The following is a 14698-nucleotide window of genomic DNA, read 5'->3' as shown; positions in this document are numbered from 1 at the left end:
CTTAGATTTTATACTGCCCGTGCCTTAGATTATCGACGAACGACTTCGAGGAGACCGCATGGGCAAGAGCATTGGCATAGACCTCGGTACGACGAACAGTTGTGTCGCGGTCCTGGAGGGTGGCGACCCGGTGGTCATCACCAACTCCGAGGGCGAGCGGACGACGCCTTCGGTGGTGGCCTTCGACCGCAAGAGCGGGGACCGGCTGGTGGGCCAGCTCGCGCGCCGCCAGGCGGTGACCAACCCGGACCGGACCGTCTACTCCGTGAAGCGCTTCATGGGCCGCAGGTACCGCGAGGTCTCGAACGAGGCCGGGAACGTGGGCTACGAGGTGGTCGACGGGCCGGGCGGCGACCTGCGCGTGCGGGCCGGCGAGAAGGATTACTCTCCGGCCGAGATCTCCGCGATGATCCTCCAGAAGCTGAAGAGGGACGCCGAGGAGTACCTCGGGGACGAGGTCACCGAGGCCGTCATCACCGTGCCGGCCTACTTCGAGGACGCGCAGCGACAGGCGACGAAGGACGCCGGCAGGATCGCCGGGCTCAACGTCAAGCGGATCATCAACGAGCCGACGGCGGCGGCGCTCGCCTACGGGCTCGACAAGGAGAACGAGCAGACCATCCTCGTCTTCGACCTCGGTGGCGGCACGTTCGACGTCTCCATCCTCGAGCTCGGCGAGGGCGTCTTCGAGGTCAAGGCGACGAGCGGGAACAACCACCTCGGCGGCGACGACTTCGACCAGAAGGTCGTCGAGTGGATCGTCTCCGAGTTCAGGAAGGACTCGGGGATAGACCTCTCCAAGGACAAGATGGCGACCCAGCGCCTCGTCGAGGCCGCCGAGAAGGCCAAGAGGGAGCTCTCTTCGACGACGAGCACCTCCATCAACCTGCCGTTCATCACCGCCGATGCCAACGGCCCCAAGCACCTCGACCTGACGCTCACGCGGGCGCAGTTCAACAACCTGACCGCCGACCTCGTCGAGGGGACGGCCGGCCCGGTCCGCCAGGCCATGAAGGACGCGGGGCTCGACGGCGGCGGGATCGACCAGATCATCCTCGTCGGCGGCTCGACCCGCATCCCGGCCATCCAGGAGAAGGTCAAGGAGATCACGGGCAAGGAGCCCAACAAGGGCATCAACCCGGACGAGGTCGTCGCGATCGGCGCCGCCATCCAGGCCGGCGTGCTCGCGGGCGAGGTCAAGGACGTCCTGCTCCTCGACGTTACCCCGCTCTCCCTCGGCATCGAGACCAAGGGCGGCGTGATGACGAAGCTTATCGAGCGGAACACGACTATACCTACACGTAAGAGTGAGGTCTTCACGACGGCCGACGACAACCAGGGCTCGGTCGAGATCAAGGTCTACCAGGGCGAGCGCGAGATCGCGGCCTACAACAAGCTGATCGGCAACTTCCAGCTTGTCGGCCTCCCGCCCGCGCCGCGCGGCGTCCCGCAGATCGAGGTCACCTTCGACATCGACGCGAACGGCATCGTGAACGTCGGCGCCAAGGACCTCGGGACGGGCAAGGAGCAGCGGATCACCATCACCGCCTCCAGCGGCCTCGACGATCGGGACATCGAGCAGATGGTCCGCGACGCCGAGTCGCACGCCGAGGAGGACCGCCGGCGCAAGGAGGAGGCGGACGTCCGCAACAACACGGACAACCTCGTCTACTCCATCGAGCGCTCCCTCAAGGACGTCGACGGCAAGGTCGACGCCGCCACGCGCGGCGAGATCGAGGACGCCATCAAGGAGACGAAGGAGGCCCTCGCCGGCGACGACGTCGAGAGGATCAAGCAGAAGCAGGAGGCCCTCCTGACCGCCTCCCACAAGCTCTCCGAGGTGCTCTACCAGAACGCCCAGGGGAGCCAGGCTTCGGCCACCGCCGACGGCCCGGAGGACGACGTGGTCGAGGACGCCGAGATCGTCGACGACGAGACCGACGAAGGCAAGAGGTAAAGACCCCCGAGCGGGCGAAGGCGCGGGGCCCCGGGCCCCGCGCCTTCGCCCTGGGCCCAGGAGGTGTAGGCAAGCTTTGAGAGACGAAGAGCAGCGCCGCCCGGACGGGGAGGAGCCCGCAACCCGGAAGAGGAGCAGCGCGAAGGCGACCTCCCGCCGGAGGCGACGGACCCGGCCTCCGAGCCGGTAGAGGTCGGGGGCTCCGAGGACCCCGGCGTCGTGCCCGAACTCGACGATGAAGCGTTCGAGGAGGAGCCGGAGGCGGACCCCGAGGAGGAGGCCGAGCTCGCCCGCGAGGAGATCATCGCCGAGCGCGAGAAGATCATCGCCCTCGGGGCCGAGCTGGAGACGGCCCGCCGCGAGCGCGACGGCTACCTCGACGACATGCGCCGCATGAAGGCCGAGATGGAGAACTCCCGCAAGCGCATGGAGAGGGACCGGGCGCGGTTCGTCCAGTCCGCCTCCGAGAGGCTGGTCCGCGAGCTCCTGCCCGTGCTCGATAACCTCGATCGCGCCCTCGTCGCGGAGGGCGACATCCGCGAGGGCGTGCGCGCCACGCGAGATCAACTCGTCTCCATCCTGGAGGGCCAGGGGCTCACCCCCGTCGACTCCGACGGCGCGAGCTTCGACCCGTCTGTCCACGAGGCCGTCATGGGGCAGCCCTCCGACGAACACGAGGAGGACACCGTCATCCAGACCCTCGAGCGGGGCTACATGTTGAACGGCAGGGCGATCCGCCCCGCCAAGGTTATAGTTGCGAAATAGGTAGAGGTATGGCGACGGCGGATCTGTACAAGGCGCTGGAGGTCTCGAAGGGGGCGACGCAGGATGAGATCCGGCGCGCCTACCGCCGGTTGGCGCGCAAGTACCATCCCGACGCCAACCCCAACGACAAGGGCGCCGAGGAGCGCTTCAAGGAGATCCAGCACGCCTACGAGGTGCTCTCCAACCCGGAGAAGCGGCGTGAGTACGACGAGGGCCCCAGGTCTTTCTTCGGTCAATCGACGCAGGGGACCCAGACCAACCTGCGGGACTTCGGCGACCTCTCGGACATCTTCGGCAGCTTCGGCGACGTATTCGGCGGCGCGAGCGGTGGTGCGCGGGGCAGGCCCCAGGCGGTCCGCGGCGACGACGTAACAGTTACCGTGAACCTGAAGTTCAAGGAGGCGCTGGAGGGGGTAACGACGCGCGTCTCGGCGCCCGTCGAGGATTCTTGCGAGGATTGCCGCGGGACCGGGGCCGCGCCGGGGACCGCTCCGCGCCCCTGTCCGGAGTGCGGCGGGCGCGGGGTGAGGAGTCGGGATCAGGGCTTCTTCGCCCTCTCGGAGCCGTGTGGCCGGTGTGGGGGAGAGGGGACGGTCGTGGAGAAGCCGTGCCGGCGGTGCTCGGGCGCCGGGCGTCTGCGGAAGAACAGGCAGGTCAGCGTCCGGATACCGGCCGGCGCGAAGACCGGAACGCGGGTTCGGCTCGCCGGCAGGGGGAGCGCCGGGAGGAAGGGCGGGCCCCCGGGGGACCTCTACGTCACGACTCGGGTCGAGGAGCATCCCGTCTTCGAGCGGCGCGGGGACGACTTCGTGGTCGAGGCGCCGGTCAGCTTCGTCGAGGCGGCTTTGGGGCGGAGATCGAGGTGCCAAGGCCCTCGGGTGGGACGGTGAGGCTCAAGCTCCCCCCGGGACGCAGGACGGCAAGCGCTTCCGGGTGCGCGGGGCCGGGGCGCCCAAGGTCGGGGCCGCGCGGGCGCGCGGCGAGGGGCCGGGTGATCTCGTCGTCCGGGCGCGGATCGTGGTGCCGAAGACGCTCACGAGGCGGGAGAAGGAGATCCTCGAGGCCCTCGCCGACGAGAGGGACGAGGACGTGCGCGGGGAGTTGCTGAGGCTCTCTCGCGAGGCGGAGGAGGCGTCGTAGCGTGAGAAGGCGTCCCGTCTTCATGATCGGGGTGGCGGCCGAGCTGATCGGGGTCCACCCGCAGACCTTGCGGATGTACGAGCAGAAGGGCCTGCTCCGGCCGCGCAAGAGCATTAAGAACACCCGGCTCTACTCGCAGGAGGACGTGGAGCTCGGGAGGTACATCCAGAAGCTTACCCAGGAGATGGGGATGAACCTCGCCGGCGTCAGGAAGGTCTTGGACCTGGAGGGGAAGCTCGCGAGGGCGGAGGTCGAGAACGCGCAGCTGCGCGAGGAGCTGGAGCGCCAGAAGGCGGAGCACGGCACGACCGTCCAGGAGATACACCGGAGTTATAAGCGTGAGATCATGGTGCTGCCGCGCGGGGAGGTCGTGAGGAGCGACCGCGCGCGCGACGAGAGGCGCCGTCGGAGGGAGTCTTAAGTGGCCGAGACGAGGTACTGCTACCGGCATCCGAAGAGGGAGACGCGCGTCTCTTGCGCGACCTGCGGCCGCCCCATCTGCACCGAGTGCATGAGGCAGACGGACGTGGGCATCAAGTGCCCCGACGACGCGAGGCTCCCCAGGAGCGCCCGCACGGGCGTGATGAAGACGAACCAGGTCCTGTGGAGCCTCCTCGCCGGGCTCGCGGTCGTGGTCGTCGGGCTGCCGGTCGCCTTCCTCGCCACCCAGATCGGCGCCGGCAGCCTCATACTCTGCGGCCTCGCGGGCTACGGGGCCGGGACCCTGATCCTGCGCGCCGGCGGTCGCAACGGCGGCCCGGTAGCCATGACCATCGCCGGCGTCGCGGTCGCCCTCGCGTTCCTGCCGTTCCTCGGTCCGCGCCTGCTCGAGGGGAACATCAGCCCCTTCGCGATCCTGGAGCCCCTCGTCGCCATAGGCTTCGCCATCTACAACAGCCGCGGCTCCTGAGGCCTCGAAGCACCCTGCAGGTCAAACTCGCCACCTAGCTCGGCATCGCCCGCCCCCGGCCTTGCCGCCGCTCCGTCGACGGCGCGGCGGACAATCTCGGCGCTACCAATCCGGGGAGACCCTCGCCAACACGACATCCAAGACCCGAAGGGTAAGACCCAAGAGGCGCCAGCTTGCAGTCCCGAGCAACCCCAACCGTAGCTCCTCCAGGCTGGCGCAGCCCCTGCGGGTCCACGATGAGGAGTGGAGTCGCATCTCCGGCTTCACGACAGGAGCGCCGCCCATCCTTCTTACAAGGTCTCGAAACGGGTTACAAAAGGCTAGCAATAAGAATGTCCGGACGGTGCCGAGGGGCGACGGTTACGCATGCTCCGGCACCGAGCATACCGGGCTCCCTGTACCGGCGCCGACTACCTGTTTTGGGGCATATCTGCACCTGCTATCCCGCTTCACCCTTCGGAGAACGGAGTTTGCCGGCGCCGGCACATTCTTTGAAGAGGCATATCTAAGCCGAAAACGCTTTCGAACGCTGGTCCGGATATAGTGACCTTACCCAGAGATATAACCGAAGTTGATACGCAGGTGAAAGTGGATCTTAGCTTTAGGTTAAGCTCCGAAAAATACTTTCAGAATCGCTAGCGTAGCCTGAAGAGCCGTGCTAGGGTTGGAAGCCATGAGAGAGGACATGGAGTACATCAGCGGAGTATTGGACGAGTTGGAGGCGATCGTTCAGGACGCTTCTCGCGTGCCGATGCGCAGGGGGCGGGCGGTCGTGGATCGCGCGGACCTGCTCGTGATGTTGGACGAGCTCCGTGGCTCGTTGCCCGCGGAGTTGTCGGAGGCCGAGTCCATCCGCCGGGAGTGTGCGGCGGTCGTCGCGGCGGCGGAGGAAGAGGCGCGCAGGATCGTGGAGGACGCGCACGAGCGCGCCGAGGCCAGCGTCCTGGATACCGAACTCTACCGGCGCTCGCAGCGGCGGGCGGCCGAGACCATAGATCGCGCGGAGCGCTACGCTCGTGAGATCGAGGGCGGCTCCGAGGTCTACCGCGACAGGGTCATGGGCCAGCTCGAGAACTGGTTCGAGGACTCGCTGGTCTCCGTCGGGGAGTCCCGTCAGGAGTTGACCAGCTCCTCCCCGGCGCTCACGAAGACCACGAGGCCCGCCGAGCCCGCCCCCGTCGAGGAGCAGGAGGGGGAAGAGGACAGCGAGGACGGACAGGGCTGGCGCGCCAGCTCCGCCTGACACGTTCCCCGACGCCCGCACCCACAACCGCATCGGTCTCTCTTCGTAACCCCGTTACGGACCCCTCTCTCATTCCCTCCCTGCGGACCGCATCCCCCGCTCCTTCGGCCCGGCTTCGGCCCGTGGTCCCGCGAACATGTAGGACTTGTTTGCCAAGCCGTCGACGCACGGAATAGACGGGGACGTTCGAGGGATTCCTCGTTTTCCTCGTGGCGGTACCCGACCGAGGACCTCTGGTCGTCTGCTGCACACCGCTTCTTCTACGAAGGGCCTTCCCGCACCGCGTTCACGATGCCCACGTCGGCCGTGTTTGCCGATCCTAGGTCGCGGCGCGGCCCGGGCGCGCATCGCCGTACGCTCGAGGAGGTGCCGGGGGCCTGGATCTCGAGGGGTAGGCAGGGAGCGCCGCCGAGAGCTACTCGTGAGGGCCTTGGTTCGAGGGGAAAACGGCGGAAAAACGCGTCGAGACCGCGGGTTATGCGCTTGCTCTAAGCTCTCGCAGCCGCCGGTTGGTCTCGTCCAGTGACTCCCTCACGGATTCGGCCCTGTCCCGGGCGTCGGCGTCGCTCTCGATGGAGGCGCGGACGACCTCCGACCTGAGGGCGTGAAACCGCTCGGGCGCCCGGGAGAGCTCCGCGTCGATGGCGGAGAGCGCGCCGGGGTTACGCTCCTCCTGCGGCGCCTGCTCCCGCGCCTCGGCGAGGTCCACGAGGAGCTCCGCGGCCCGTTCGAGCTGTGGGACGGCGCCGGCGAACAGGTTCCGCGTCTCCTCATCCGATCCGTTGATCGCCACGAGCACGCGCTCGCGGGCTTCGAGCGCCGCCTCCAGCCTGTCTCGCGTCTCTCCTTCCCGTAGCCGACGGGCGCGCGTTTTGGGGGTCTGGCCCGAGATCTGGCGGGCCCGGCTCTGCGCCAGCAGCCGGGCCTTCTCGCGGCCTTCGAGGACGAGCGTCTGGAAGATCGGGTCGCGGACGGCCAGGGCGACGAGGGCCGCGTACGTCGCGGCGGTGAGGGGCAGCGCCCACCACGTCAGGGTCAGCGCGAAGAAGACCAGCCCGATGACGAGCACGATCAGGGGCCAGGGCCGTAGCAGGGCCGCGCGAAGCACGCGCCGCCGAGCCTCCGGCGGGAGCTGGGGGGAGGAGCCTCCGGTCATCCGGGCTCATCCCGGCGGGGGTGCTTGAGGAGGACGCGATCCCCGGCCTTCAAGGCGAGCGCCCGGGCGGCGTTGCCCCGGTTCACGCACAAGCTCAGGCGACGGTGCGAATCCGGCACCATGATCAGGTCGCCGCCCTTGGAGGAGCCGAAGGTCTCCACGTACCGGACGGCCATGACGCCCTCGCCGGTCTCGACCTGCAGCGTCGCGCCGAATCCGAAGCCGGCCTCGTCCTGACGCACCGAGAGCCTGGCGTTCCCGTAGCGGTCCACGCCGAGGATCGTGGCCACGAACGAGCCGTCGCCCCGTTCCTCCGCGCCGGGGAGGTCCACCCGGGCGAGCGACCCCGGCGCTACGGGCTCCCCCAGCTTCGCGACGTCGAGCCCCGAGGCCAGGTGGGCCGTGGCGGGGGCGAAGACGTCCCGGCCGTGGAAGGTGTTGGAGACGGGGAGGATCTGGTACTCCCGGTTCGTGAGCGAGACGGCGCGCGCCACGCCGCCCATGGCCTCCGCCGCGGGCGCCAGGAGGCCGTTGTCGGGGCCCACGAGGAAGGTGCCCCCGGCGGTTTCCAGGGCCAGGCCGCGCCGCTCCGTGCCCACCCCGGGGTCCACCACGGCGAGGTAGACCGTATCCTCCGGCATGTAGCCCGTTGCGTGCTCCAGGATCTCCGCCCCGGCCTGTATCCCGAAGCCGGGCACCTCGTGGGAGAGGTCGATCACGTTCGCGCCGGGCGCCAGGCGGGAGATCACGCCCTTGCACAACCCGACGAAGTCGTCACCGAGCCCAAAGTCCGAGAGAAAGCAGATGGGTCTCATGGCCGTAGTATAGATTCCCGGGCCCCCGCGAGCCGTGCGCCCGCGGCCCACCCTCCCGAGCGCCTCGCTCTCCCGTGCGCGGGCCCGTCCCCAGGATTTCGCTCGATCACGGCTCCTAAGGGCCGCCCCTTCGTGAGAGACTGTGCCGAGGTAGCCGGTCCGTGGAGAGGGGGCACATGGCACGCATAAGCGGCATCGATCCGGAACGAGCGGACGGACCCATCCGGGCGGTTCTGGAGGCGCAGGCCAGGGAGTGGGGCGCGCCGCTCTCGAACCACCTGATCTACGCGCGGCGCCCGACGATCTTCAGGGGCGCGCGGGGGATGTGGGGCGGCCTGGAGGGGTCGGGCCTGCTACCCCCGAGCTCGTCGCGCTCCTCAACCGCAGGGTCGCGGCCCTGAACGGCTGCGTCTTCTGACAGGACATCAACGCTGCCGTGGGCAGCGAACTGGGGGTCCCGAGGAGAAGATCCTCGCCCTCGACGACTACGCCACGAGCCCGCTCTACGACGAGGGGGAGCGCGTCGCCCTGGAGTACGCGGACGCCATAACCCTCTCCGATCGGGACGTCGGGGACGACCTCTTCGAGCGCGTGAGGAACTTCTTCGACGAAGACGCCGTGGTCGAGCTGACGGCGGTCATCGCGTGGGAGAACTCCTCCAGCTCGTTCAACCGCGCTCTGAGGGTGCCGTCTCAGGGGCTGTGGAAGAGGACCTCCGGCCGAGGGCGGTCCTGAGCCGCGGCTACCCCGGGGAACCCTCAGTCGTCGATGGGGCCGGAGCTCTTGCCGCGGAGGCGCTGGAGGGTGTAGTAGCTTTTGATGCCCACCCTCGCGAGGTGGGACTGGAGCGGGCTCAGGTACTTCTTGTACGCCCCGGCGTAGCGCTCCTCGTGGCCGGAGCCGGCGAACTTCCTCTTGAACTGGTAGACGCCCCAGAGGGGGTGCTTCGCGTGCGGCTCGCAGGGGATGCCCCACAGGTCGTAGCGCGTCGCACCCGCCCGGCGGGCGGCGGAGAGGGCCTCGAACTGGACGAGGTAGGAGGCGTAGAGGTTCTCGCCTTCGAGGGCGGCCGACGCCCCGTAGAGGTAGTACGCCTCGTCCTCGAAGAAGAGGATAAGGGCGCCCGCTACCGGGCGTTCCGCGCCCCCCCGGCGCGCGAGGACCAGGGCGGACGGCACCTCCCGCAGCAGCAGCCGGTAGTAGTCGCGCGGCCTGAGGCCGAAGCGCTGCCGCCCGGCGGTCTCCCCCAGGAGGTCGAGGAAGAGCTCGAGGTCTACCCCCTCGTCCGTCGAGGTCTCGGCCTCTATGCCGACTTGCAGGGCGCGCCTGATGCCGTAGCGAGCCCCCTTGGGGAGCGCCGCGTACTGGGCCTCCGCGCTCTCCCGCACGGGGAGGACGAGCGTGCAGCGAGGCTGCACGGAGCTCGCGCTCCTCCTGAAGCCCTCCGTCTCCATGTCGGGGGCGTCGACGGCGCGCGGCTCTATCTCCAGCAGGTGGGCCCCGCGGGCCTTCGCGTGGGCGGCGATCGTCGCCGCGACGGCGGGCAGGTCCCTGGGATCGGAGGCGAGAGGGCCGTGCGGGGCGTAGGCCAGGGAGCCGCCCACCCCGGGCAGCCGCCGCAGGAGCACCTGAGCGGCGGACGCGCCGTCTTCGGCGAGGAGCCTAAGCGGGGTCCAGCCGCCGTGGCGCCTGAACTCGCCCCACTCGAAGGACTGGAGGACGCTGCCGCCGAGGCCCGAGACCGCGGCGTTCCAGGACTTCTTCTCCCCGACCTCCACGTAGACGGCGCCGCGGCCCGGATGGGGACGCGGCACCGTGGGAAGGGCGTACGCCCGTTGGGTCTCGTCGGTTCTCATCGTATGGAATTATCCGGGAAGCCCGACGCGCTAGCAATCGAACACCAGGGCTTGTGCTACCTGACGGCGCCGAGCCCAAGAGATTGGACCATCAGCCTGAAGTCCTGCGGGCGGCTCGCCACCTGGAGGGCCTCCTCGTAGGCAACCCGGTCCTGCTCGATCAGCTTGAGGAGCGCCTGATCGAAGGTCTGCATCCCGTAGTACTCGCCCTCGGAGATGGCCGTCTGGATCTGTCCGGTCTGGTCGGGGTCCATGATGAAGTCCCGGATGCGCCCGGTCGTGATCATGATCTCGCAGGCCGCCGCCCGTCCCTTGCCGTCCTTCGTCCGGATCAGGCGCTGCCCGACGATCCCCTTCAGGGTGCCGGCGAGCATCGCCCGGACCTGCATCCGCTCGTGCGGCGGGAAGAGGTCGATCATGCGGTTGATCGTCTCGGTGGCGTCGAGGGTGTGGAGCGTCGAGAGGACGAGGTGCCCGGTCTCCGCCGCCGACAGGGCGATCTGGGCGCTCTCGGAGTCCCGGATCTCGCCGATGAGGATGATGTCCGGGTCCTGCCGCAAGACCCGCTTGAGCGCCCGGGCGTACGACTCGGTGTCCGTCCCGACCTCGCGCTGGTTGATGATGCACTTCTCGTCGCGGTGCAGAAACTCGATCGGGTCCTCGATGGTCATGATGTGCTTGGGGACGGTGCGGTTGACGAGGTTGATCATGGACGCCAGCGTGGTCGACTTGCCGCTACCGGTGGTCCCCGTGACCAGGATGATCCCGCGCTCCTCCTTAGCGAGCGTCGCGATCGCGTCGGGCAGGTTTAGGTCCTCGAACCTGGGCACCCCGAACGGGATGAACCGCATGACTATCGAAACGGAACCGCGCTGCCGGAACGCGTTGACCCGGAACCGGCCCACGCCACGAACGGCATAAGAGAAGTCCGCCTCGCCGGTCTCCTCGAACTCCTTGAGCAGCTTCTCCGACATGATGTCCCGGATGATGTTCTCGGTGTCGACGGGCCGCAGAACCTCGTGACCTTCCAGGTGCTGGAGCAAGCCGTGCGTGCGCACCGCCGGCGGCGCCCCCACCTTGAGGTGCAGGTCGCTCCCCTCAAGCTCGACGAGCTTGCTTACCAGCGTGTCGATCTCAGTCTGCTGCAACAAGGCGCTCTACCTCCGTGCGGTCGAAGAATTCCGAAGTCCCTTCCTACCAAGGGTTATCGGCCCACCCCCCCGTTATCCTTTAGCTCCAAGCCCCGCTCCGAAGCAGCCCCACGCCTCGCGGACCCCTACTTGCCGGCCCAAGGAACCCATCCGACGACGAGTCCGGAGCACACGCATGAATCTCAACCTTAAACTCAACTAACCTTCGATCGAAGCTTCATGTAATTCTCGTTGCGGATTGTTGTAGTTTGCGAGGCTCAACATGTTGTGTGCCCTGCTCCAGAGCCGTGTCCATGTCGTATGCGCGCTTGTTCGCCCTAGCCCATCTGGCTTAGGTATAGGCATTGTGTCGAGTTGCGTGGTGTTTTTCGGGGTGCTAGGTTTCGGATCGGATAGGCCATCCGGCGCCCGGGCTCGGTTTAAAGCTTGGGTTTAGTCTGGAGCCTGTCCGGGCCTCACCTTCCGGGAGGGGGTGGTGGGGTCCTCTTTGGCCCTTGGGGAGGGGCCGATCTCGGGGACGTCGCTCTGTGCGAGGGGCGTCCCTTTCTAGCGACCGGTTCCGGGTTATCGACGGCTCTTGCTTCGTGCAGACCCCGGATGTGACGATCGGGAGACCCCGTACGAGAAGCCGCCGAACGGGGTCCTTCGTGCCGAGTCGCGCAATGCCTCGTACTGGTCGGGAGCCGGTGGGGCTGTTCGCGGTTCTTACGAGAAGATTCGTGCGCCGGTGCTGGCGTAGGCGGTCAGCCAGTGGAGGTCCAGGTCGGTGAACTCCTCGGTGGAGAGCCGGGTGGCGTAGAACACGCCGACCGCCTCGTCGCCGTCGAGGATCGGGACGGCGAGGGAGCTCCCCCAGCGGGTGTTCGTGCGCGCTTGCGGGAGCCTCCTGGGGCCGGTCACGGCTAGGGTGGGCTGGCCGGTGCGGAGGACCATCTCTATCGCGCCGCGGTCGGCGACGGAGAGGGGGCGCGGGGGGGCGCCCGGGACGCCGCCCGAGCCCGCGAGGACGCTCAGGTCGTCGGAGCGCACGAGGCCCGCCCAGTCCGCCTTGAGCTCCTTGCGCACCTCCTCGGCGATCTCCTTCGGCGGGACCTCGGGGTCCAGGTTCCTCGGGGCGGAGGGCTTGAAGACCAGCCGGCTGGAGAGGATGAAGTTGACGCTCGTCGCGGCGACGATGCCGAGGAAGTTGAAGAGCACGTAGTAGGGGAAGGCGTCGGAGACGTACTTCAGGAGCGGGTAGTACACGGCGAAGTTCGCGCCGATGCCCACGATCGCGACCGGGTACGCCAGGGCGCCGCGGAGCAGGAAGTGGATCCTGCTGGAGTGCCGAACGTCGCTCCACGTGAACGCGTTGTTCAGCAGGAAGTTGCTCAAGATCGAGAGCCCGACGGCGAACATCCACGCGATGACCTTATGGGCGTCGAAGTACTCGGCGAGGAGCAGGAGCACGAACGTGTTCACCAGGACGCCAGAGGCGCCGACCAGGGCGAACTTCCAGAAGCGCCCCGCCGACGGCACGTACCAGAACAGGCTCGTGATGTGGCTCAGGTACTCGAGGCCCTGCTTCATGCTCGCCTTCGAGACGCCGGCGTTGCGGGTGCGGAAGCTGAAGGGGACCTCGACCACCTTCAGCTCCGGGGCGCAGACCAGGATCTCCAGCAGGATCTTGAACCCCGTCGGGCGGAACTGGATGCCGGAGATCGCCGCGTTGCGCACCAGAAAGAACCCGGTCATCGGGTCGGTGGTCTTGCGCGCCTCCTTGAAGACTACCTGGGCGAGGTACTTGCTCCCCACCGAGACCGCCTTTCGCACCGGCCCCGAGAGCCCCTCGTAGTCCCCGCCCTCCGTGTAGCGGCTCGCCACGACGACGTCCGCGTCCGATTCTCTGGCCTCCTCCAGCATCTCGCGCACCTTGCGCGGGGGGTGCTGGAGGTCGGCGTCCATGACGCAGGTGTACTCGCTCGAAGCCGCGACCGCGTCGAGCCCGGCCGTCACCGCCGTCGAGAGGCCGCCGCTCCGCTCGGCCCCCTCGCGGTGCATCAGGACGACCCTGCCGTCCTCCTCGCTCAGGGAGCGGATGATACCGGGGGTCTCGTCGGTAGAGTCGTCCACGAAGACGACGCGGTAGTCGATCCCGGAGAGGGCCTCGCGGATCTCGCGCACCAGCCGCTCCACGTTGCCGGACTCGTTGCGCGTCGGGACGACGAGGGTCAACGAGGCCTTTTCGGGCTTGCCGTACCGCACGCCGCCCATCGACGTAGCTTGTCCCTGGGGCTCCACGGGGAGGTAGGCTAGCATATCCGTGCCGAGACACCCAAAATGGCGTTAAGCCCCGGTTAAACTGCCCCCTGAACCTCGAAAACCGAACGGAAAGCGGCTTATGAACGACGCGAGCGACAACGCAACGAACAACCAACGGAGGATGCGCGTCCTCGTCTCGGGGCGCGTGCAGGGGGTCTTCTTCCGCGACTCGACGCGCGAGAGGGCCGAGGCCCTGGGCCTCTCGGGCTGGGTCCGCAACCTCCCGGACGGCACGGTCGAGGCCGTCTTCGAGGGCGACGGGGATCGCGTGGGGGAGATGGTCTCCTGGTGCGAGACGGGACCGCCCGATGCCGAGGTCCGGAACGTCTCCGCCGAGACCGAGGAGCCCGAGAACCTCCGCGGTTTCGAGGTCCGATGAGCCGCCTCCCCGCCGACCTGGAGAAGCTGCTCAGGGATCAGGGGGCGAAGGTCGCCTCCAGCCGCCCCATAGACCACGGCACCCAGTACAAGGTCTCCCGAGGCCCCGACACGGTAACCCTGAACGTCTACCACCGTTCCGGAAAAGTATCTACCGGAGGTAAAGCTTCACCGTTGCTGGAGGCCCTTGAGACGTGGCGCGTGGCGCGCACGGGGGGTGGCGGGAGGGCGGCGACGAACCCCCGGGGCACGAGCGCGCCCCGGCGGGTAGCTCCCGATGGGACGCCGCGGGTGGGGACGGACGAGGCGGGGAAGGGGGACTACTTCGGGCCGCTCGTCGTGGCGGGGGTGCGCGTTCTCGGGGAGGAAGCGGCGCAGGGGCTGCGGGAGGCCGGCGCCAGGGACTCGAAGACGCTGAGCGTGATGGGGGCGAGGGCGATGGCTCTCAGGGTGCTCGACGCCGTGGGCGAGGAGAACACGCGCGTGGTGACGCTCGGGCCCAGGGAGTACGAGGCGCGGCGGGCCGCGGCGGGCAACATCAACAAGCTGCTCGGGGAGATCAACGTCCAGATCCTGGGTGAACTTGAGGAGGAGGTAGAGGTATTCGTGGTCGACGAGTTCGCGAGGGCGGCCCGCTCTTACATACAGCCGCGCGTGCCGGAGGGCATCCGGCTCGAAGTTCGGCCGAGGGCGGAGGACGACGCGGCGGTGGCCGCGGCCTCCATCCTGGCGAGGTCGCGCTACCTGGAGGAGATGGACCGCATCTCGGAGGCCATCGGCTTCGAGCTGCCCCGGGGCGCCACGCACGTGGTGGGTGCCGCGAGGCGCATCGTCCGCGAGCGGGGGGAGGAGGCCCTGAAAGACGTCGCCAAGGTCCACTTCGGGACGACGGAGAAGGTGCTGGGCACAGCAAGCCGGAGGTAGGAAGACCGGGCACGAGTGCTCGGCCGGGGCGCCCTACAGAGCGTGCGGCTGGGCGCAGTTCGGTGGGGTGTGGCGCTCGTAGTTCTTGCGCTACCCGTCCCG

General features: G+C 68.3%; 16 protein-coding genes. 11 read left to right on the top strand and 5 right to left on the bottom strand.

What is annotated here, in order from left to right; genetic code table 11:
* Positions 1 to 58: 58 nt before the first annotated feature.
* The 7 genes from dnaK (at position 59) to GBA65_RS14605 (ending at position 6015) form a co-directional block, all read left to right on the top strand.
* Complete coding sequence (dnaK, locus tag GBA65_RS14635; RefSeq protein WP_166397183.1) at positions 59 to 1957, top strand: molecular chaperone DnaK; 1899 nt, start codon at positions 59 to 61, stop codon at positions 1955 to 1957.
* A gap of 219 nt (positions 1958 to 2176) precedes the next feature.
* Complete coding sequence (locus tag GBA65_RS14630; RefSeq protein WP_166397182.1) at positions 2177 to 2722, top strand: nucleotide exchange factor GrpE; 546 nt, start codon at positions 2177 to 2179, stop codon at positions 2720 to 2722.
* A gap of 8 nt (positions 2723 to 2730) precedes the next feature.
* A complete protein-coding gene (locus GBA65_RS14625; RefSeq protein WP_166397181.1) occupies positions 2731 to 3612 on the top strand; it encodes a DnaJ domain-containing protein in 882 nt (293 codons plus the stop codon).
* A gap of 43 nt (positions 3613 to 3655) precedes the next feature.
* Positions 3656 to 3862 carry a hypothetical protein gene (locus GBA65_RS14620; RefSeq protein WP_166397180.1) on the top strand — a complete coding sequence of 69 codons (207 nt, stop codon included), beginning with the start codon at positions 3656 to 3658 and terminating at the stop codon, positions 3860 to 3862.
* Between the two features lies 1 nt (position 3863).
* On the top strand, positions 3864 to 4283 hold the full coding sequence (locus tag GBA65_RS14615; RefSeq protein ID WP_207955794.1) for a MerR family transcriptional regulator: 420 nt from the start codon (positions 3864 to 3866) through the stop codon (positions 4281 to 4283).
* A complete protein-coding gene (locus GBA65_RS14610) occupies positions 4284 to 4772 on the top strand; it encodes a B-box zinc finger protein (protein WP_166397179.1) in 489 nt (162 codons plus the stop codon).
* Between the two features lie 664 nt (positions 4773 to 5436).
* Positions 5437 to 6015 carry a hypothetical protein gene (locus GBA65_RS14605; RefSeq protein WP_166397178.1) on the top strand — a complete coding sequence of 193 codons (579 nt, stop codon included), beginning with the start codon at positions 5437 to 5439 and terminating at the stop codon, positions 6013 to 6015.
* A 475-nt stretch (positions 6016 to 6490) separates the two neighbouring features.
* Here the strand turns inward: GBA65_RS14605 and GBA65_RS14600 are convergent, their stop codons facing one another.
* Together GBA65_RS14600 and GBA65_RS14595 are read right to left on the bottom strand one after the other, a co-directional pair.
* Entirely contained in the window at positions 6491 to 7123 is a 633-nt protein-coding gene (locus tag GBA65_RS14600) for a hypothetical protein (protein ID WP_166397177.1), read from the bottom strand.
* 44 nt (positions 7124 to 7167) lie between these two features.
* Positions 7168 to 7986, bottom strand: a complete 819-nt coding sequence (locus GBA65_RS14595; RefSeq protein ID WP_166397176.1) for an SAM hydrolase/SAM-dependent halogenase family protein — start codon at positions 7984 to 7986, stop codon at positions 7168 to 7170.
* 176 nt (positions 7987 to 8162) lie between these two features.
* Between GBA65_RS14595 and GBA65_RS14590 the strand changes: the two genes are divergently transcribed.
* Both GBA65_RS14590 and GBA65_RS14585 read left to right on the top strand, forming a co-directional pair.
* Positions 8163 to 8387 (top strand): hypothetical protein, encoded by a 225-nt coding sequence (locus GBA65_RS14590; protein ID WP_166397175.1) that lies wholly within the window; start codon positions 8163 to 8165, stop codon positions 8385 to 8387.
* A 190-nt stretch (positions 8388 to 8577) separates the two neighbouring features.
* Positions 8578 to 8721, top strand: coding sequence for a carboxymuconolactone decarboxylase family protein (locus tag GBA65_RS14585; protein WP_166397174.1), 144 nt, complete (start codon positions 8578 to 8580; stop codon positions 8719 to 8721).
* A 23-nt stretch (positions 8722 to 8744) separates the two neighbouring features.
* Here the strand turns inward: GBA65_RS14585 and GBA65_RS14580 are convergent, their stop codons facing one another.
* The 3 genes from GBA65_RS14580 to GBA65_RS14570 form a co-directional block, all read right to left on the bottom strand.
* Positions 8745 to 9842 (bottom strand): lipid II:glycine glycyltransferase FemX, encoded by a 1098-nt coding sequence (locus GBA65_RS14580; RefSeq protein ID WP_166397173.1) that lies wholly within the window; start codon positions 9840 to 9842, stop codon positions 8745 to 8747.
* A gap of 56 nt (positions 9843 to 9898) precedes the next feature.
* Complete coding sequence (locus GBA65_RS14575) at positions 9899 to 10993, bottom strand: type IV pilus twitching motility protein PilT (protein ID WP_166397172.1); 1095 nt, start codon at positions 10991 to 10993, stop codon at positions 9899 to 9901.
* Positions 10994 to 11698: 705 nt separating this feature from the next.
* Positions 11699 to 13246: a glycosyltransferase gene (locus tag GBA65_RS14570; RefSeq protein WP_166397171.1), complete on the bottom strand. Its 1548-nt coding sequence runs from the start codon at positions 13244 to 13246 to the stop codon at positions 11699 to 11701.
* A gap of 127 nt (positions 13247 to 13373) precedes the next feature.
* Here GBA65_RS14570 and GBA65_RS14565 point away from each other — a divergent pair, with 127 nt between their 5' ends.
* Both GBA65_RS14565 and GBA65_RS14560 read left to right on the top strand, forming a co-directional pair.
* Entirely contained in the window at positions 13374 to 13673 is a 300-nt protein-coding gene (locus GBA65_RS14565) for an acylphosphatase (protein ID WP_166397170.1), read from the top strand.
* Entirely contained in the window at positions 13670 to 14596 is a 927-nt protein-coding gene (locus GBA65_RS14560) for a ribonuclease H family protein (RefSeq protein ID WP_166397169.1), read from the top strand. Before GBA65_RS14565 ends, GBA65_RS14560 begins: the two co-directional genes overlap by 4 nt.
* Positions 14597 to 14698: the final 102 nt, after the last annotated feature.

Origin of the sequence: Rubrobacter marinus, from assembly GCF_011492965.1 — a bacterium.
GTDB lineage: Bacteria > Actinomycetota > Rubrobacteria > Rubrobacterales > Rubrobacteraceae > Rubrobacter_F > Rubrobacter_F marinus.
The sequence above is the reverse complement of the archived record's forward strand: the minus strand, read 5'-3'. Positions and strand labels throughout refer to the sequence as shown.